The 16,767-nt window shown below is 64.1% G+C and carries 16 protein-coding genes; 10 read left to right on the top strand and 6 right to left on the bottom strand.

The window, feature by feature from the left end:
- Positions 1–3 precede the first annotated feature (3 nt).
- The 3 genes from VDP74_RS03815 to VDP74_RS03805 are packed head-to-tail and all read right to left on the bottom strand — an operon-like array spanning position 4 to position 2,492.
- A complete protein-coding gene (locus VDP74_RS03815) occupies positions 4–915 on the bottom strand; it encodes a folate-binding protein (protein ID WP_322998297.1) in 912 nt (303 codons plus the stop codon).
- Between the two features lie 57 nt (positions 916–972).
- Positions 973–1,680, bottom strand: coding sequence for a sulfite exporter TauE/SafE family protein (locus tag VDP74_RS03810; RefSeq protein WP_322998296.1), 708 nt, complete (start codon positions 1,678–1,680; stop codon positions 973–975).
- A gap of 47 nt (positions 1,681–1,727) precedes the next feature.
- On the bottom strand, positions 1,728–2,492 hold the full coding sequence (locus tag VDP74_RS03805; protein WP_322998295.1) for an IclR family transcriptional regulator: 765 nt from the start codon (positions 2,490–2,492) through the stop codon (positions 1,728–1,730).
- A 169-nt stretch (positions 2,493–2,661) separates the two neighbouring features.
- Here VDP74_RS03805 and VDP74_RS03800 point away from each other — a divergent pair, with 169 nt between their 5' ends.
- From VDP74_RS03800 to VDP74_RS03785, 4 genes are all read left to right on the top strand, one after another.
- Positions 2,662–4,296 (top strand): choline dehydrogenase, encoded by a 1,635-nt coding sequence (locus tag VDP74_RS03800; RefSeq protein WP_322998294.1) that lies wholly within the window; start codon positions 2,662–2,664, stop codon positions 4,294–4,296.
- Positions 4,297–4,312: 16 nt separating this feature from the next.
- Entirely contained in the window at positions 4,313–4,870 is a 558-nt protein-coding gene (locus VDP74_RS03795) for a TRAP transporter small permease subunit (RefSeq protein WP_322998293.1), read from the top strand.
- On the top strand, positions 4,867–6,189 hold the full coding sequence (locus VDP74_RS03790; RefSeq protein WP_322998292.1) for a TRAP transporter large permease: 1,323 nt from the start codon (positions 4,867–4,869) through the stop codon (positions 6,187–6,189). Before VDP74_RS03795 ends, VDP74_RS03790 begins: the two co-directional genes overlap by 4 nt.
- Before the next feature lie 133 nt (positions 6,190–6,322).
- Positions 6,323–7,384 carry a TRAP transporter substrate-binding protein gene (locus VDP74_RS03785; protein ID WP_322998291.1) on the top strand — a complete coding sequence of 354 codons (1,062 nt, stop codon included), beginning with the start codon at positions 6,323–6,325 and terminating at the stop codon, positions 7,382–7,384.
- 11 nt (positions 7,385–7,395) lie between these two features.
- Here the strand turns inward: VDP74_RS03785 and VDP74_RS03780 are convergent, their stop codons facing one another.
- From VDP74_RS03780 to VDP74_RS03770, 3 genes are read right to left on the bottom strand one after another with little or no spacing between them, the layout of a single operon-like run.
- Complete coding sequence (locus VDP74_RS03780) at positions 7,396–8,178, bottom strand: thiazole synthase (protein ID WP_322998290.1); 783 nt, start codon at positions 8,176–8,178, stop codon at positions 7,396–7,398.
- Positions 8,179–8,182: 4 nt separating this feature from the next.
- Complete coding sequence (thiS, locus tag VDP74_RS03775; RefSeq protein WP_322998289.1) at positions 8,183–8,407, bottom strand: sulfur carrier protein ThiS; 225 nt, start codon at positions 8,405–8,407, stop codon at positions 8,183–8,185.
- Positions 8,404–9,471, bottom strand: a complete 1,068-nt coding sequence (locus VDP74_RS03770) for an FAD-dependent oxidoreductase (RefSeq protein ID WP_322998320.1) — start codon at positions 9,469–9,471, stop codon at positions 8,404–8,406. Before VDP74_RS03770 ends, thiS begins: the two co-directional genes overlap by 4 nt.
- A 72-nt stretch (positions 9,472–9,543) precedes the next feature.
- On the opposite strand from VDP74_RS03770, the gene VDP74_RS03765 reads away from it, so the two are divergent.
- From VDP74_RS03765 to VDP74_RS03740, 6 genes are all read left to right on the top strand, one after another.
- The gene (locus VDP74_RS03765) at positions 9,544–10,380 is read left to right on the top strand and encodes an IclR family transcriptional regulator (RefSeq protein WP_322998288.1); all 837 of its coding nucleotides are present in this window, start codon (positions 9,544–9,546) and stop codon (positions 10,378–10,380) included.
- The gene (locus tag VDP74_RS03760) at positions 10,377–11,366 is read left to right on the top strand and encodes a MoxR family ATPase (protein ID WP_322998287.1); all 990 of its coding nucleotides are present in this window, start codon (positions 10,377–10,379) and stop codon (positions 11,364–11,366) included. The genes VDP74_RS03765 and VDP74_RS03760 overlap by 4 nt, the downstream gene beginning before the upstream one ends.
- Positions 11,353–13,101: a cobaltochelatase CobT-related protein gene (locus tag VDP74_RS03755; protein ID WP_322998286.1), complete on the top strand. Its 1,749-nt coding sequence runs from the start codon at positions 11,353–11,355 to the stop codon at positions 13,099–13,101. Before VDP74_RS03760 ends, VDP74_RS03755 begins: the two co-directional genes overlap by 14 nt.
- A 102-nt stretch (positions 13,102–13,203) precedes the next feature.
- Positions 13,204–13,596 carry a nuclear transport factor 2 family protein gene (locus VDP74_RS03750; RefSeq protein ID WP_322998285.1) on the top strand — a complete coding sequence of 131 codons (393 nt, stop codon included), beginning with the start codon at positions 13,204–13,206 and terminating at the stop codon, positions 13,594–13,596.
- 36 nt (positions 13,597–13,632) lie between these two features.
- Positions 13,633–15,060, top strand: a complete 1,428-nt coding sequence (locus tag VDP74_RS03745; RefSeq protein WP_322998284.1) for an FAD-dependent oxidoreductase — start codon at positions 13,633–13,635, stop codon at positions 15,058–15,060.
- A gap of 223 nt (positions 15,061–15,283) precedes the next feature.
- Positions 15,284–16,738 (top strand): APC family permease, encoded by a 1,455-nt coding sequence (locus tag VDP74_RS03740; protein WP_322998283.1) that lies wholly within the window; start codon positions 15,284–15,286, stop codon positions 16,736–16,738.
- Positions 16,739–16,767 lie beyond the last annotated feature (29 nt).

Genomic DNA, 16,767 nt, shown 5'->3' with positions numbered 1-16,767 from the left:
CGATCAGGCGGTCTCGGACGGCACCCGCATGGTCAGCACGGCGCCTTCGGGTGTGCCCACGGCATAGCGCATGGCTGGCCAGTCCGACAGGGTGATTTCCGCCGCCAGGTGCAACTGGCCCTGGTGCAGGGCCGATTCGATCACGCGCCCCACCGGCCGGCTTCCCGCCTGTGCCGCAGGATATAGATCGGTTGCCGGCGGCGGGGGCGGGACATCCGCCGCCCAGGCCGCGATCCCGTGCGCCAGGCGGCGCTTGACTGTTCCCCGGTAGTGGCTGCGGGCTACGACTTCCTGGCCCGGGTAGCAGCCCTTGGCGAAGTCGATGGTGCCGTTCAGGTCCATGTCCAGGGACGCTGGCAGGAACAGATCCTGGGATGCCGTTTGGATCCAGGGCCAGCCGCCCGCCAGCCGCAGGGCTGCCCAGGCGCCGGCCTGGCTGGCGTCGGCGGCATCCGTCTCGCCCAGGCGCCAGGCGGCGGGCCGGTCTGCCCGGGACATCGGGGCCACCACCCAGTCTATGCCTTCGATCACGGCCCGAGACCAGGCCGGCGCCTCGTGCAGGGCGGCCGGCACGACGCCGGCCCCCCAGGCGCCGCAGAGCTGTGCGGTTTCGTCCAGGCTGATCGTGACTCGGGCGCGCAGCACGAACATGCGCAAACGCCGGATCAGGCTGTCGGCCAGGTCGCGCGCCACCATCCAGACGACGCAGTCGTCCTGCGTGCGCCAGAGTACGCCGTTGGCCAGCAGGCGGCCCTGGGCCGTGCAATAGGCGGCCGGCGCGGCCCGATCCTGGCCCAGGCCTGTGACGGCATGCGTCAGTTGCCCGTGCAGGAATGACAGGGCATCGGGTCCTTCGACACGTACCAGGACGCAGTCGGGCAGGGGCACAAGCCCGTCTACAGCAAAATTTTCCATGATGAATCCTACAGTCTCCAGATCGGGCGAACCTGCGTCCATGATAGCGCGGGCATGTCATCCCCCCAGGGTCCGGGCCAGCAACAGGATGCCGATGGCGATCAGGCCCAGATGGACCCAACGCAAAAAGGCGGGGCCCTTCATGCGACGGTTGACGACGCGCCCCAGGACACAGGCCAGGATGGCGGGTGGTACAGCCCAGAGATAATAGTGCGTGACGGTGTTGTTCCACAGGCCGGTCAGGGCGTATCCGGCCAGGGTCAGGATGCTGGCCGGTAGAAAATAGCCTTGCAACGTGGCCCGGAAATGCTGGGGCGACCAGCGGCGCAGAGCGCCGTAGATCACCAGAGGCGGCCCGCTCATGCCGTAGGCGCCCCCCAGGGCGCCCGCCAGGAAGCCGAAACCCCAGGCGTACCGATCATCTTTCAATTCGGCCTGGACGCCGCGCGACAGGCAATAGCCGGAAAACAGAATGATGACGCCCGCCAGCAGTGTCGTGACGATCGCGCTGTCCACCGCCGTCAGCATCCACAGCCCCAGCGGCGTGCCGAGCACGGTGGCCGCGAACAGTTTGCCCGCGCTGGCGAGATGAACCTGGCGCCAGTCCTGCGCGATGATGAGCGCTGCGATCGTGATGGACATCAGCACGACTACCGGCGCGGCTTCTTCGATGGGGATGATGAAAGCCAGCAGCGGCACAGCGATCAGCGCTTCGCCGAAACCGAAGGCAGAGCGGATGAAAGTCGCGACAAACAGGATTGCCATGACTGTGAGCAGGTGCGGGTCCATATCCACTCGATGTGATTGAAACGTCAGTTGCTGGACAGGATGAGGCCCAGTTCGTCCGCCGCCTGGCGCATGAAGTGCGTCTTTTCCATCAGGTCCTTCAGGGATGCCTGGGCGGTCGGCGCATGGCAGGCCAGGGCGGCGATCATCTTGTTGTCCGGGTCCCGGATCGGGACGGCGACCGCCACCATGCCGACGATGAATTCCTCGTCGTCGATGCCGACGGCCTGATCCCGGATCGACCCGAGCGCCGATGCCAGCGCCTCGGGTCGGGTGAGAGTCTTGGGCGTCATGGGGCTCAGTTCCAGCCTGCCCAGCAGTGCCTTCTGTTCGGCCGGCCGCATGAAGGCCAGGAACAGCTTGCCGCTGGCGGTGCAGTGCAAGGGGACGTGGGAGCCGATGTCCATGTGCAATTGCAAGCGCAGATGCCCCGGGCTTTCGACGCGAGCCAGGTATTGAACGGTATCGCCCGACAGCATGTTCATGTTGCAGGTTTCGCCGGTGATCTGAACCAGCCGGGTGAGCACCGCGCGGCAGGTTCGCAGCAACTGGGGGGTGCGCAGGATGGACAGGCCCAGTTCGTGGGCCTTGGGGCCGGTGACGTAGCCTGAGCGGCCAGGCAGGCGGATCACGTAGGAGGCGTGTTCCATGGCGTTGAGCGTGCGCATCAGGCTGGATTTGGGCAAACCCGTGCGCTGCGCCAGTTGCGTCAGGCTTTGCGGATGGGTGGCAGCAGCCAGTTTTTCCAGGATCCGCAGAGTGCGCAGGGACCGGTCGACAAACTCGTTCATGGCGAAAGGGCTCGGTGAGTCAGCGGCAACTGAAACCATAATGGCACATTCTGTGCCACCCGTGGAATTCATAGTATTAACCCCGTAGTGGTGTGCGGGCGGGTCCGGTCACACTGGGCCGAAATCGGACAGGATCGCCGCCAGGTACACGCGAAGGAGTCATCGTTCTATGAACCAGGCCGTAGATTACATCATCGTGGGCGCCGGCTCCGCTGGGTGCGTCCTGGCCAATCGGCTGAGTGACGGCGGGCGCTACAGCGTATGCCTGCTGGAGGCCGGCCCGCCGGACACCAATCTCTGGATTCACATCCCCATCGGCTACGGCAGGACGATGTTCAACAAGGACGTGAACTGGGGTTTCTACACAGATCCCGAGCCCAACATGCTGGGGCGCAGGATCTACTGGCCACGCGGCAAGACGCTGGGCGGCAGCAGCTCGATCAACGGCCTGATCTACATCCGGGGCCAGAAGCAGGACTACGATCACTGGGTCGAACAGGGCAATCCAGGCTGGAGCTGGGACGAGTGCCTGCCGTACTTTCGCAAACTCGAGAACAACGATCTGGGGCCGAGCCCCACGCATGGCACGGCAGGTCCACTGTATGCGTCCTCCATCCGGGCCAGGCATGAACTGGTCGAGGCGTTCATCCGCTCGGCCGAGGTCAATGGCGTCCCCAGGGTGCAGGATTTCAATACCGGGATGCAGGAAGGCGTCGGCTATTACCAGCTCACCACGCACGGCGGATGGCGCTGTTCTTCGGCCGTCGCCTACCTGAAGCCCGCGCGCCGCCGGTCCAACCTGAGGATCATCACGCGCGCGCAGGCGACCCGGATCGTTTTCCAGGACCGGCGCGCCACGGCCGTCGAATACCGCGTCGGCGGCCAGCAGCAGACCTTGACGGCCAACAAAGAGATCATCGTCTGCGCCGGCGCCTTGCTCTCGCCTCAATTGTTGCAGCTCTCGGGCATCGGCCCGGCTGGCCTGCTGCAAGACCATGGCATCCCGGTGGTCCGGGATCTGCCCGGTGTCGGCGAGAACCTGCAGGATCACCTGCAGCTGCGCCTGATCTACGAAGTCACGAAGCCCATCACCAATAACGATCAATTGCGCAGCATCTGGGGGCGGGCCAGGATGGGGCTGCAGTGGCTGCTGTTTCGCAGCGGCCCCTTGGCCATCGGCATCAACCAGGGGGCCTTGTTCTGCCGGGCATTGCCTGAATCGGACCGTCCCGACGTTCAATTCCACCTGGGCACGCTGTCGGCCGATCTGGCCGGAGCGCAGGTCCATGATTTTTCCGGCTGCACCTATTCCGTCTGCCAGCTGCGCCCCGAATCGCGCGGCCGGGTACGAATCCAGTCGCCCGATCCGTTCCAGCCACCGTCCATGCAGCCCAACTACCTGGATGCCGAGCTCGACCGGCGCACGGCGATTGCTGCGGTACGGCTGGCGCGCCGCATTGCCGACACGCAGCCCATGAAAGATCTGATGAAGCGCGAGTACCGGCCAGGCCTGGAAGCCCACAGCGACGATGAAATCCTGCACTTCTGCCGCGAACACGGCGCCACGATCTTCCACCCGACCGGAACCGCCAGAATGGGCGTTCGCGGCGACTCGATGGCCGTCGTCGACCACCACATGAAGGTTCATGGCGTCGATGGCCTGCGCGTGGTGGACGGCTCCGTCATGCCGACCCTGGTATCGGGCAACACGAACGTCCCCATCATCATGATGGCCGAACGCGCCTCGGAATTCATCCTGGCCGATGCGGCCCGGCCTCCCGTTTTGCAAGAAGTTCAGCTTTGAACCCAAGGAGCTCCCTATGGACAAGGATAGAGAACCGTCTCCCGGACTGCGCAGGCTGCTGGCTGTGCTGGAGTATCCGTCGCTGCTGGTCGGCAAGCTGGCCGCCTGGCTGATCCTGCCGCTGACCGGTGCGCTGGTCTACGAAGTGACGTCGCGCTACATCTTCAACAAGCCGACCATCTGGGCCTATGACATGACCTATATGCTCTCCAGCGCGGTGTTCATGCTGGGGGCGGCATATGCGCTGCAAAAGGGCAGTCATGTCCGGGCGGATTTCCTGCTTGCCCTGCTCAAGCCGCGCTGGCAGGCCATGATGGATGCGCTGATGTACGTCGTGCTGTATTTCCCGGCCATGGCCCTGTTCTTCATGGTCAGCCTGCAGTTCGCCAGCCGGTCCTGGGCGCAGCACGAGCTCTACCCGCAAAGTCCGTGGATGCCGCCGATCTATCCGCTCAAGGCCGTGATTCCGATCACGGTCTTTCTGCTGCTGCTGCAAGGCGTGGCTGAACTGATCAAGGCCTGCTGGGTCATTCGGCACAACACCCCCTTCCGGAACAAGGAATCCCAATCATGAGCGATCCCGTCCTCGGCCTCGTATCCCTGCTGGTCGCCGTAGTGGGTGTGCTCACCGGCTTCCCGATGGCGTTCGTGTTCATCTTCGTGGCCTTGCTGTTCGGCTTCATGGCCATCGGTCAGCAGGTCTTCAACCTGCTGACCTACCAGTTCTTTTCCCTGATGACCAGCGTCGAGCTGGCCGCCATCCCGCTGTTTCTGTTCATGGGCTACATCCTGGACCAGTCCGGCCTGATGGATCGCATGTTTCGCGCCTTGCAGATCATGCTGGGAAAATACAAGGGCTCGCTCTACGTCATTGTCCTGGCGACCGCCACGCTGTTTGCGGCGGCCACCGGCATCGTCGGCGCGTCAGTGACGGTTCTGGGCGTCATGGCCGCCCCCATGCTGATCCGCAGCAATTACGACACCCGCCTGTCCGCTGGGGTGATTGCCGCAGGGGGGACCCTGGGGATCCTGATTCCCCCGAGCGTCATGCTGATCGTCATGGGGCCTTTGGTCGGGATTCCCGTATCCACCCTGTTTGCCGCCGCCGTGATTCCTGGCCTGATGCTCTCGGGCACGTACCTCATCTATACCATCATCCGCTGCCAGCTCAATCCCAAGCTGGGCCCGCCGATTCCCTACGAGGGCCCGCCGCTGACGTTCCTCGACAAGATGCGCGAGCTGTTCGTCGGCGTCATTCCCATCACGGTCGTCATTCTTTCCACGCTGGGGCTCATCGTCGGCGGGGTGACCACGCCGACCGACGCGGCGGCCACGGGCGCGTTCGCCTCGCTGGCGCTGACCCTCGTCTATCGGCGCATGAGCTGGCGAGCCCTGGGCATCTCCGTCATCAGGACGATGGAAGTCAGCGCCTTCATCATGTTCCTGATCGGTGCGGCCAATTTCTTCGGCGCGGTCTTTGCGCGCCTGGGCAGCGGACAGCTGATCACCGAAATTCTGACGTCCTTGCCGGTCTCGCCGCTGATCATGCTGCTGCTGATGCTGTTCCTGATCTTTCTGCTGGGCGGCCCGCTGGAATGGATCCCGATCGTCCTGGTGGTCGTGCCCATCCTGTTGCCCGTCGCTCACAGCCTGGACTTCGACATCCTCTGGTTCAGCATCCTGGTCGCCGTGACCCTGCAGACTTCCTGGCTGACGCCGCCGCTGGCCTTGTCCTCATATTTCCTCAAGGGCGTCGTCCCGCAGTGGAGCATGAAGGACATCTACCTGGGCATGATCCAGTTCGTCGGCCTGCAGGTGCTGGTCGTCCTGGTGCTCATCAAATTCCCGATTCTGGTGCATTGGTTGCCGCAGGTCACGGGACTCGCGGATTGATAGACCCATTCTTACGGAGGGGGGCCATGGCGTGATCGAGCTTGTCAAATCTGTTTGACTCAAGGAGACCATCATGATTCGTGTTTTTAAAGCCAAACTCGCTGGCATACTATGCATTTCGGCCGGTTTGCTGATGAGCGCGCCCGCCGTGACTCAGGCGGCCGATCAACAAATCTACAAATTTTCCATCCAGACGGCAGTTCCGAACGCCAGCCTGTACTTCAAGCTGCTGGAACAGTTCTCCAAGCAGGTGGACCTGATGTCTGGCGGCCGGCTGAAGGTCGAGGTGCTGGCAGCCGGCGCCGTCGTGGGACCGTTCGAGATCCTGGATGCAGTCAGCAATGACGTGGTCAAGGCGGGCTATGTCTGGCCCAATTATTTCTCCGGCAAGAATTCCGCGTTCGTGCTGTTTTCGAATGCGCCGGCCAGCACGGGCCTGGACCAGGCCAGCATGGTCGCCTGGTACTACAAGGGGGGCGGCGAGCAGCTTTACAAGGAACTCCTGGAAGACGTGATGCACTACAACGTCAAGGCGTTCCTGATGCAACCCATGGGTCCCGACCCCCTGGGATGGTTCAAGAAGCCGATCAAGGACGTCAATGAATTCAAGAGCTTCAAATACCGCTCTCCTCCGGGCATCCCCGGGGAAACGTATCAGGCCATGGGCATCGCGGCCGTGGGTGTGCCGGGCGGGGACATCGTGCCCTCGGCGCAACGCGGCGTGATCGATGCGGCTGAATGGATCGGGCCGGCCGACGACCGCAATCTGGGCCTGCAGAAAATCTGGAAATACTATTATCTGCAGGGGCTGCACCAGCAGACCGACATCGGACAGATCTTCATCAACGGCGATTACTGGAAATCGCTGCCTGACGACCTGAAGGAAATCATCCGGATCGCGGCCAAGGCGAACATCGCCGACACCCTGGATGCCAACATCTACGACAACTCCGTTGCCCTGCACGAGTTCATGGACAAGGAAGGCGTGAAGGTGCTGGATACGCCTGCCGATTACTACACGCGCTTCATCGAAGAAGAACGCAAGGTCACTGCGAAATATGCGGCGGCCAACCCGTTCTTCAAGAAAGTCCTGGATTCCCAGAGCAATTTCGCCCAGATGGTTTTCCCCTACCGGTCGCGCATCCTCACGCTGTACGACAGCATGGTGAAGACCGCCAACGAGCAGCGGAAGTAGCCTGCAGGGCGTCAGGCCAGTACGAAGGGGCGGCCGGTGACTGGCGTGGTGGCAACCGCCATGTCCTGTTCGGCCATGATGCCGGCTTCCCAGGCCAGCCGCCCCGCCTCGATCGCCCACTTGAAGGCCTGCGCCATGCGCACCGGGTCCAGTGCGCGTGAGACGGCCGAATTCAGCAGCACGGCATCGAAGCCCAGTTCCATGGCCTGGACGGCATCCATGGGTGAACCGATGCCGGCGTCGACGATCAAGGGCGTGTCGGGCAGGCGTTCACGCAGGGTACGCAGGGCCGACAGGTGAATCAGGCCCTGGCCGGAGCCGATGGGCGCCGCCCAGGGCATCAGGACCGGACAGCCTGCATCCAGCAGGCGCTGGCAGACGATCAAATCGTCCGTGCAATAGGGAAAGACCTGGAAGCCGTCGCGTGTCAGGGTATCGGCGGCAGCGACCAGTTCGAAGACGTCGGGCTGCAGCGTGTGTTCGTCCCCGATGACTTCCAGTTTGATCCAGGACGTCTCGAAGACTTCCCGCGCCATGTGCGCCAGGGACACGGCCTCGGCCGCCGTGCGGCAGCCGGCGGTGTTGGGCAGCAGATGGCAGCCCAGTTCCCGGATCATGGAAAAGAAAGTGCGCCCGCTGTCGGCTCCGGTTGCCGCCTGGCGCTTGAGGCTGACCGTGATGACCTGGGTGCCGGAGGCGCGCACGGCGTCTTCCATGGCCTGGGGGGACGGGTAGGCGGCCGTCCCGAGGAAAAAACGACTCTCGAGCGTAGCGCCCGCAATGGTCCAGTTCATGGATTCAGCCTCCTACGATGGGTGCGAACGTGGTGATGTGATCCCCGGCGGACAGCGGTGTGCTTTCCCTCTGGGCACGGGCGATGTGCCTGCCGTTCAGGGCGGTGGCGATCGATGTGGGCGGCGCGTCGCCGGGATCCGGGGCCAGCAGCGCCACGGCCTGCTGCAGGTTGCTGCCTTCGGGCACACAGCGCGGCTCGTCATTGAAGTGAATGGGGATCGTGTTCATGCTGCAGGGGCTCCTGGGGGAGAAAAGGGGATGTCGGCCTGACGCAGGGCGCGTGCGACCATGGCGGGGGCGATCATCCAGCCGTGACGGAACAGCCCGTTGATGCGGGTCAGCCCCGCAGCCTGTTCGATCCGGGGCAGATTGTCGCGCAGTGCCGGTCGAAGATTGGTGTCGGCCATGACCAGGCGCGCTTCGGCCAGGCCGGGCAGCACGCTGTGCGCGGCCGCCAGCAGCTCGACCGTGCTGCGCAGCGACACCGGAGACCGGTCCTCGCTTTCGATTTCGCTGGCGCCGATGATGAAATGATGATCGTGTCGCGGCACGATGTAGACGCGGTGGCGCGGATGCAGCAGGCGCACCGGCCGGCTCAGTCGCACATCCGGCGCGCGCATCAGGAAGATTTCGCCACGCACGCCGCGCACGTCCGCACAGCCGGCGGCTGGGCCGCTGGCAGGCCGCTGGCCCAGACCACGCACGTCGAACACATGATCGAATGTGTGGCGTTTGCCGCCAGCCGCAAGGAAACCCTCGCCGATATCGTCCACCGGCTGGCCCCAATGCCAGTCCACCCCCTGGGCGCCTGCGTGCAGGGCCGGCATGAGCTGCAAAGGATTGATGGCGCCCTCGTGCGGCAGGAACCAGGCCAGAGAAGGACCGTGGATGTCCGGTTCCAGCCGGCTCAGATCATGTGCGGACAGCTGTTGCGGGCGGTGCTCTTCGGGCGCCTTGCGCTCGATCAGATCCACCAGGCGATGCGCGGCACCTCCGTCGCCCCGATGGGCCAGCAGCAGGCTGCCCTGGCAGTCGAAGTCCGGGGCGTCGGGTAGCGCCGCCACGATCTCGGCCCACAGGGAGATCGAGTCCAGGCCATCCTGGAAAACTCCCAGGTCGGCGCATTCCAGTTCCGCCGACGGCGAGAGCATGCCTGCCGCCGTCCATCCGGCGGCCCCTCTGGCCAGCGGGCCGTCGGCCGGGTCATAGACGGCCACACGATGGCCGGCGCGACTCAGTTGCCAGGCCAGCAGCCGGCCAAGCACGCCTGCGCCTGCGATTCCGATATGCATCATTGATCTAGCCAAAAATATTAAAATCGGTACAATAAGTTCCTGTTATTGAAATATAAAGCGTGAAATCCCATGAGTCCAGTTGAACTTGCCCCGATGCCCAGCAAACTGGACGGCGATACGCCGGCCATCCGTTTGTTTGCTCTCCTGGAAGTGATTGCAGAAAAGGACCAGTATTTCTCGCTGCAAAGCCTGGTCGAAGAACTGGGGCTTCCCAAGCCTACGCTGCACCGCATGCTGCAGCAGCTCGATAGCGCCGGCATGATCCAGCGCGATGGAGACGGGCGTCATTACAGCACTGCTGCGCGCCTGCGGCGGATCGCGGAAAACCTGCTGTTGAACAACACCATGCATGGCGCCCGGCGCAACGTGCTGCGCACGCTGGTGGCCGAAGTAGGCGAGAGCTGCAACATCACCAGCTGCGCCGGCAGCGAGGTCTTGTATCTGGACCGGGTGGAAACGCCGGCGCCACTGCGCTTCTATCTGCATCCGGGGTCGCGGGTGCCGGTGCATTGCTCGGCCAGCGGGAAGCTGTTTCTGGCGCAGATGACACCTTCCCAGCGCAGACGCCTGCTGGTGCCCGGCACTCTGGAAAAATACACGGACATGACGATTACCGACCCGCAGGCCCTGGAAGCCGAACTGCAGCGGGCGGTGGCCGACGGCTATGCCATGGACAACGAGGAATTCCTGCCCGGCCTGACTTGCATCGCCGTGCGGGTGCCGGTGCTGTCCGGGAAATCCAATCTGGCCGTCGCCATCCAGGCGCCGACGCTCAGGTTCCAGGGCAAGCGCATCAGCGACAGCCTGCCGGCCTTGCGCCGCGCGGCGGATGCGCTGGCGGACATCGAGGCGCGCAGCTATCCCGAACGCGCCGAGCCTGCTGCGCGCCAAGAGAAGGTGTCATGAAACGCCTGGTGGACACGGACCTGGCCACCCGACAGGTGCCGGTGCGCGAGTGTTTCGGCCTGGACAGCGACCTGGAGGTCATGGGGTTCGCCGAGCCCAGCGATCACGTGCCCGAAGTCGACCCGAACTATCGCTTCGACCCGGATACGACGCTGGCCATCCTGGCGGGGTTTTCCTGCAACCGCCGGGTGCTGATCCAGGGCATGCACGGCACGGGCAAGTCCACCCATATCGAACAAGTGGCTGCCCGCTTGAACTGGCCCTGCATCCGGGTCAATCTGGACGGCCACGTCAGTCGCCTGGACCTGGTCGGGCGCGATGCCATCGTGCTGCGCGATGGCCAGCAGATCACCGAATTCAAGGAAGGCATCCTGCCATGGGCGCTGCAGCGGCCCATGGCGCTGGTGCTGGATGAATACGATGCGGGCCGGCCCGAGGTCATGTTCGTGCTGCAGCGCATCCTCGAACGCGACGGACATTTCACGCTGCTGGACCAGAACCGGGTCATCGCACCGCATTCGGGCTTTCGCCTGTTCGCCACCGCCAACAGTGTGGGGCTGGGGGACACCAGCGGCCTGTACTACGGCGTCCAGCGTCTGAATCATGCGCAACTGGACCGGTGGAACATCGTCGCGGCCCTGAACTACCTGAGCCCGGAGGCCGAGGCCGGGATCGTGGCTGCGCAGGTGCCGACGCTGGACACCCCCGAAGGACGCCGCCTGATCGCCGCCATGGTCGAGGTCGCCGCCCTGACACGGGCAGGTTTCCAAAGTGGAGACCTGTCCACGCTGATGTCGCCACGCACCCTGATTTCCTGGGCCGAGAATCTGCAGATTTTTCGTTCAACCGCCAGGGCCTTCCGCTATGCCTTCCTGAACAAGTGCGATGCCTCGGAGCAGGCCATCGTGGCGGAATACTATCAGCGCTGTTTCGACGAGGAACTGGCGGCCACGCCTGGCACACCAGCCCCGCATGGCGGCGCCTGATTCACGCGACTGGGTTCGTCGCCACGCGCTGGAAGCCCGCGCTGCCGCTGCGGTCCGGGCCTTGGCCCGCGAGCCCAGGGTGCATTTCGAGGGCGGCCGGCCCTGGAATGGCGATCGGCCCCTGCCCGACGGGGCGCCTCATCTGCAAACACAGCCGGGGCTGGACGATCCGCCGGCCTATCGGGCGCTGGCCGATGCGCTGGCCCAGCGCCTGCTGTGCTCCGACGCGAAGCTGCACAGGGAACACAGCCCGGATCAGGACCCGGTCGCCGGGCTGATCTTCGAATGGCTGGAACAATGGCGCGTCGAGGCATTGGCCCCAGAATGCTGGCCGGGCATGCGGACCAATTTGCGCCAGCGTTTTGAGCGCTGGCTGTTTCTGTTCGAGGGCGCGGGCCTGCTCGAAACCCGCACCGGCCAGCATCTGCTCTGCCTGGCGCTGGTGGCCAGAAGCCGCTTGTTCGACGAGCCCATCCCAGAGCGCCTGGAAGACCTGACCGAATCCGCCCGCTATCGCATGGGGCCCCTGCTGGCCAGTCCCCTGGCCCGACTGCGCCGACTGCACGCGGATCAGGCTGCCTATGCGCCCGTGGCGGCGAACCTGGCAATGGCGCTGGCGCGATGGTTCCAGGATCTGATCGGGCGGGACAAGCAGCGACCTGCAAAGCGACACCTGGATTTCTCTGTGGCGTTGTTGCCATCGGATGGGGACGAGGACGAGACGGGCGGCCAGGCCTCGGGGGATCTGACGGCTGCGCTGACGGTCGACACCGGGTACGCCGTCTGGACCCGGCGCCATGATCGTGTCCTGCATGCCGCCGGACTGGTGCGTCCGGCCCTGCTGCAGGAATACCGCCATCGCCTGGACCAGGAACTGGCCCGTCTGCCCTGGTCCTTGTCCCGGTTGGCGCAGACCCTGCAACGCGCCCTGTTCAGGCCGCAGCCCGAGGGTCGCCTGTTCGCCCAGGAGGACGGCCTGATCGACGGCAGCCGCCTGGCGCAGTTGATCAGTTCGCCCGGGGACCAACGGGTCTTCTTTCGCGATCGGGACGTGCCCGTGGCGCAGGCCAGGATTTCCCTGCTTCTGGATTGCTCTGGATCCATGCGGCATCATGGCCTGCAGCTGGCCTTGCTGATGGACCTGTTGGGGCGGGTTTTCGAGCGCGCCGGCGTGCCTTTCGAGCTGCTGGGCTTTACTACAGGCGCCTGGAACGGTGGTCGCCCGGCCCGAGAATGGCAGGCGGCCGGCCGGCGGCCTGTGCCGCCCGGGCGCCTGAACGAAGTGCAGCACCTGATCTTCTGGTCGCGCGACATGGCGCGCCAGCAGGGGCGCCTGGGCCTGACGGCCGTCATGAAACCTGATCTGTTTCGTGAGGGTATCGATGGCGAAGCCGTGCAGTGGGCCTGTGACCGTCTGCTGGAACAGCCGGACAGCCGCCGCAAGATCCTGTGGGTGGTGTCTGACGGTGGCCCGATGGATAGCGCCAGCATTCTGGCCAACCCGCCTGGATTCCTGGACGCCCATCTGCGCCGGATCGTGCGTCACTACACGCTCGAGCGCGGCATCGAGATCCTGGCCATCGGTGTGAACCAGGACCTGAGCAGCTATTACCCGCATTCCATCGGCCTCGATCTGGAAGCCGGGGTGAACATGCAGACGCTGCTGTCCCTGATCCGCACCCTGGCGCGGGGCAGGGCAGGCACTGCTGGACCATCTGGTGCCACAGAAACGTAGTCACTGGCCCTAGACCAGATTCGGGCGTTCTCCTACTGTATGAGCATCAACGATGCGGCAGCGTCCAGCGGGCCGGCACGAATCAGACAGGAGACTATCCCCATGACCCAGGACCAATTGCTATCCACCCTCGAGGCTTTCGGTGAAGCCTGGAACCGTCACGACATCGATGCGCTGATGTCCGCCATGCACGCGGATTGCGTCTTCGAAGGCGTGGCGGGTCCCGAGGTCTGTGGCGCGCGGCACGAGGGCCCGGTCGCGGTGCGCAAGGCGTTCGAATCGGCCTGGCAGACCATCCCCGATGCAGCCTGGCGCAATGCGCGCTGCTGGGTGTCGGGTGATCGCGGCGTCATGGAGTCCACGTTTACCGGGACGGCGGCCGACGGTTCCAGGATCGAAGCCAATATGGTGGACCTGCTGATCTTCAAGGACGGCAAGATCCTGCTCAAGAACGCGTTTCGTAAACAGCGCCCCAATCTGCCTGCACAAGCCTGAACCGCTCGCGCTGGGCCTTTATTGTCCGGAGACATCATGGCTACTTTGACTTCTGCTTCATCGGATGGCGCGCTCGAGCGATCGTCAGCCGCCGCACCGCGCGCCACCAGTTCCTACGATCCGCGCTACGATCCCCTGGTGTCGCCCTCAGGGCGCAACCAACAGTACGCCCCCACGTACTGGGTGGGCACAGCAGGAGACCCGCCGCCCGATGACGGCCCGATCACCCAGGACATCGATGCGGATGTCGTCATCATCGGTTCGGGCTTCACCGGCCTGGTGACGGCCCTGAACCTGGCCGAAGAGCACGGCGTCATCCCGATCATCCTGGAAGCCAATCGCGAATCCTGGGGCTGCACCAGCCGCAACGGCGGCCAGGGGCAGAACGCGTCCGGTCGCCTGTATCGCACTCAATGGATCGAACGCTGGGGGCTGGATACGGCCAAGCGCCTGGATCGTGAAATCCACGAGGGCTTCGAGTACTGGAAAAGCCTGGTAGAGCGCTTCCCATGCGACGCCCAGCCCGGCGGTCACCTGTATACGGCGCATCGCCCGAAGAAACTGGCGTTCCTGGAAAATCTGTGCCGCGTCATGCGCGAGCAGTTCGGCTATGACACCCGGATGCTGAGTCGCGAAGAACTGTGGGAACGCTATGCCATGGACCGCGAGGCTGCCGGCGCGCTGCACGAACCCGATGGCGTCGGCATCCATCCGCTGAAGCTGGCCTTCGGCTACCTGCGCCGCCTGCGGGAACTGGGGGTGAAGATCTATACCGGCAGCCCGGTCCACGGCTGGGAAACCGTCAATGGCGTGCATCATCTGCGTACGCCGGGCGGCGTCGTGCGGGCGCGCCGGGTGGCGGTGGCGACCGGTGGCTACACGCCTCAGGGTCTGCACCCGCTGCTCAGCAACAAAATCATGCCGATCCTGTCGAATTCGATGGTGACGCGCCCGCTGACACAGCAGGAACGGGATGCGGCCGGGCTGAAAAGCACGACCTTCATCACGGATACGCGCACCTTGCGCTTCTACTATCGCCTGCTGCCCGATGGTTCGATGCAGATCGGCAGCCGCAGCGCGCTGAAGGGCGCCGATGCGGAGAACCCGAAGCACCTGGACCTGCTCAAGCAGGGCCTGGCGCGCAAGTTTCCAGCGCTGAAGGACGTGCCGATCGCGTATTCCTGGTGGGGCTGGGTGGACGTGAGTCATGACATGATGCCGCGCATCACCCAGCCCGATCCTGCCCAGCAGATCTACTATGCCATCGGCTACGGCGGCAACGGCGTGTCGTTCTCGGCCCAGGCCGGTCGGCGACTGGCCGAGCGCGTCGTCGGCAAGAACGGCCCGCAGTGGGATCTCCCGATCTATAACTCGCCCTTGCAGGGCCACCCCTTCGCGCCCTTCCGCCGATTGGGGCAGGCAATGCTCTACAGGTATTACTACCTGCGAGACGAGGTCCTCTGACCGGCCAGCGAAAGGCGCTCGAACGCGCCTTGGCGCGAAAGAAAAAGGACTGCCCGAGGCAGTCCTTTTTCTTTGCAGCGACCCATGCCGCGCGCTATCGACCTGGCTCCTACGATAGCTGGTCGGTGGCCCTACGCGACGTGCCTGGAATCCAATAGACTAGTTCATAAATTTCGATTATTGAAATAAAAACAATAAAAAAATGATGCTTTAGGAGACAATCATGTCGGGAACGACAGCGGGTCGAGTCACCCTTGAAAAAACCTTCAAACCTCACTGGGTCTGGGCCATCGCCTTTGGCTCGGCCATCGGCTGGGGCAGTTTTGTGCTGCCGGTGGAATGGATGAATACCGCAGGCCCCATGGGGGTCATCATCGGGCTGTGGATCGGCGCCTTGATACTCAGCCTGGTCGGCCTGAGCACCGGCTTTCTGGTGAAGGCCTATCCGATCACCGGGGGTGCGTTCACCTACGCCTACCTGGCGTTCGGGCGCAAGCATGCCTTTCTATGCGGCTGGTTTCTGATCCTGGGCTATGCCGCCATTGTGGCGCTCAATGCCTCGGCCTTCGCCCTGATGATCAAATTCCTGGTGCCGGACATCGTCAGGACGGGCCTGCTCTACAACATCGCTGGCTGGGATGTGTATCTCGTGGAAGTGCTGATCGCCAGCGCCGTGCTGGTCCTGTTCGCCTGGCTCAATGTCCGGGGCGCGGATGCCACGGCGCAGACGCAGTTCTATTTCTGTGTGCTGCTGATCGTCGCCGCGACCGGTGTCACGGCTGCGATGTCGGCCTCTCCGGCAACGTCTTTCGGCAATCTGATGCCGCTCTACAAGCCGGGCTTGCCGTCCTGGTCTGCAATTGCCGCCATTGTCGCCATTTCACCCTGGGCCTACGTCGGCTTCGACACGGTGCCCCAGGCAGCCGAGGAGTTCAATTTCTCACCTGCGAAAGCGACCTGCCTGATCCTGGCGGCGCTGGCCGTGGCTGCAGCCCATTACTCCATCATGATCGTCGCGACGGGCCTGGCCATGCCATGGATGGAGCTGGTGGATCGCCAGGCCCTGTGGGGCACCGGGTTGGCCGTCCAGAATATCCTGGGCACCGCAGGCCTGACTGCGCTGGTGGTGGCCTTGTGCATGGGGATCTTCACAGGCCTGATCGGCTTCTACATCTCGTGCAGCCGGCTGATGTTTGCCATGGGCCGCGCCAAGGCGCTGCCGGCGGTGTTCTGCCGTCTCCATGGCCGACACGGCACGCCATGCGCCAGCATCGTGTTCATCTGCGCCATCTGCCTGCTGGCGCCCTGGTTCGGTCGTTCGGTCCTGCTATGGGTCGTGGACATGTCGGCAGTGGGGATTTCGATTGCCTTCATCTACTATTGCGCCGTTGCCTATCGGCTGTTCAAGTGGTCGGCTGCGCAGCGGGCGCCTGCCTTCTGCAAGGAAGTCGCCCCCGGCAAGAAACTGGTCGCGTTGGCAGGGATGATCTGCAGCATCGGCCTGCTGGGCCTGTTGCTGGTGCCGGGTTCGCCTGCCTTCCTGGAGACGCCCGCCTGGATTGCCCTGGGATGCTGGGCGCTGCTGGGATTGGGGTTCTACCTGGTGCTGGCGCGGGAATATTGCAGCACACCCAAGGCGGAGATGGATCGCCTGATTCTCGGGAGCAGCGCCAGCTGAGCACTGCGAACGGTAACATCCCCCTTCGG

The sequence above is a fragment of the Castellaniella sp. genome (assembly GCF_034674885.1).
GTDB lineage: Bacteria > Pseudomonadota > Gammaproteobacteria > Burkholderiales > Burkholderiaceae_B > Castellaniella.
The sequence above is the reverse complement of the archived record's forward strand: the minus strand, read 5'-3'. Positions and strand labels throughout refer to the sequence as shown.

What these genes read in the sequence shown, in the direction of transcription:
- thiS (WP_322998289.1), bottom strand. Translation starts at nt 8,407, where the DNA reads ATGAACACGATCCCCATTCACTTCAATGACGAGCCGCGCTGTGTGCCC.
- VDP74_RS03810 (WP_322998296.1), bottom strand. Translation starts at nt 1,680, where the DNA reads ATGGCAATCCTGTTTGTCGCGACTTTCATCCGCTCTGCCTTCGGTTTC.
- VDP74_RS03760 (WP_322998287.1), top strand. Translation starts at nt 10,377, where the DNA reads ATGAAACGCCTGGTGGACACGGACCTGGCCACCCGACAGGTGCCGGTG.
- VDP74_RS03770 (WP_322998320.1), bottom strand. Translation starts at nt 9,471, where the DNA reads ATGCATATCGGAATCGCAGGCGCAGGCGTGCTTGGCCGGCTGCTGGCC.
- VDP74_RS03795 (WP_322998293.1), top strand. Translation starts at nt 4,313, where the DNA reads ATGGACAAGGATAGAGAACCGTCTCCCGGACTGCGCAGGCTGCTGGCT.
- VDP74_RS03805 (WP_322998295.1), bottom strand. Translation starts at nt 2,492, where the DNA reads ATGAACGAGTTTGTCGACCGGTCCCTGCGCACTCTGCGGATCCTGGAA.
- VDP74_RS03790 (WP_322998292.1), top strand. Translation starts at nt 4,867, where the DNA reads ATGAGCGATCCCGTCCTCGGCCTCGTATCCCTGCTGGTCGCCGTAGTG.
- VDP74_RS03785 (WP_322998291.1), top strand. Translation starts at nt 6,323, where the DNA reads ATGAGCGCGCCCGCCGTGACTCAGGCGGCCGATCAACAAATCTACAAA.
- VDP74_RS03765 (WP_322998288.1), top strand. Translation starts at nt 9,544, where the DNA reads ATGAGTCCAGTTGAACTTGCCCCGATGCCCAGCAAACTGGACGGCGAT.
- VDP74_RS03740 (WP_322998283.1), top strand. Translation starts at nt 15,284, where the DNA reads ATGTCGGGAACGACAGCGGGTCGAGTCACCCTTGAAAAAACCTTCAAA.
- VDP74_RS03745 (WP_322998284.1), top strand. Translation starts at nt 13,633, where the DNA reads ATGGCTACTTTGACTTCTGCTTCATCGGATGGCGCGCTCGAGCGATCG.
- VDP74_RS03815 (WP_322998297.1), bottom strand. Translation starts at nt 915, where the DNA reads ATGGAAAATTTTGCTGTAGACGGGCTTGTGCCCCTGCCCGACTGCGTC.
- VDP74_RS03800 (WP_322998294.1), top strand. Translation starts at nt 2,662, where the DNA reads ATGAACCAGGCCGTAGATTACATCATCGTGGGCGCCGGCTCCGCTGGG.
- VDP74_RS03780 (WP_322998290.1), bottom strand. Translation starts at nt 8,178, where the DNA reads ATGAACTGGACCATTGCGGGCGCTACGCTCGAGAGTCGTTTTTTCCTC.
- VDP74_RS03755 (WP_322998286.1), top strand. Translation starts at nt 11,353, where the DNA reads ATGGCGGCGCCTGATTCACGCGACTGGGTTCGTCGCCACGCGCTGGAA.
- VDP74_RS03750 (WP_322998285.1), top strand. Translation starts at nt 13,204, where the DNA reads ATGACCCAGGACCAATTGCTATCCACCCTCGAGGCTTTCGGTGAAGCC.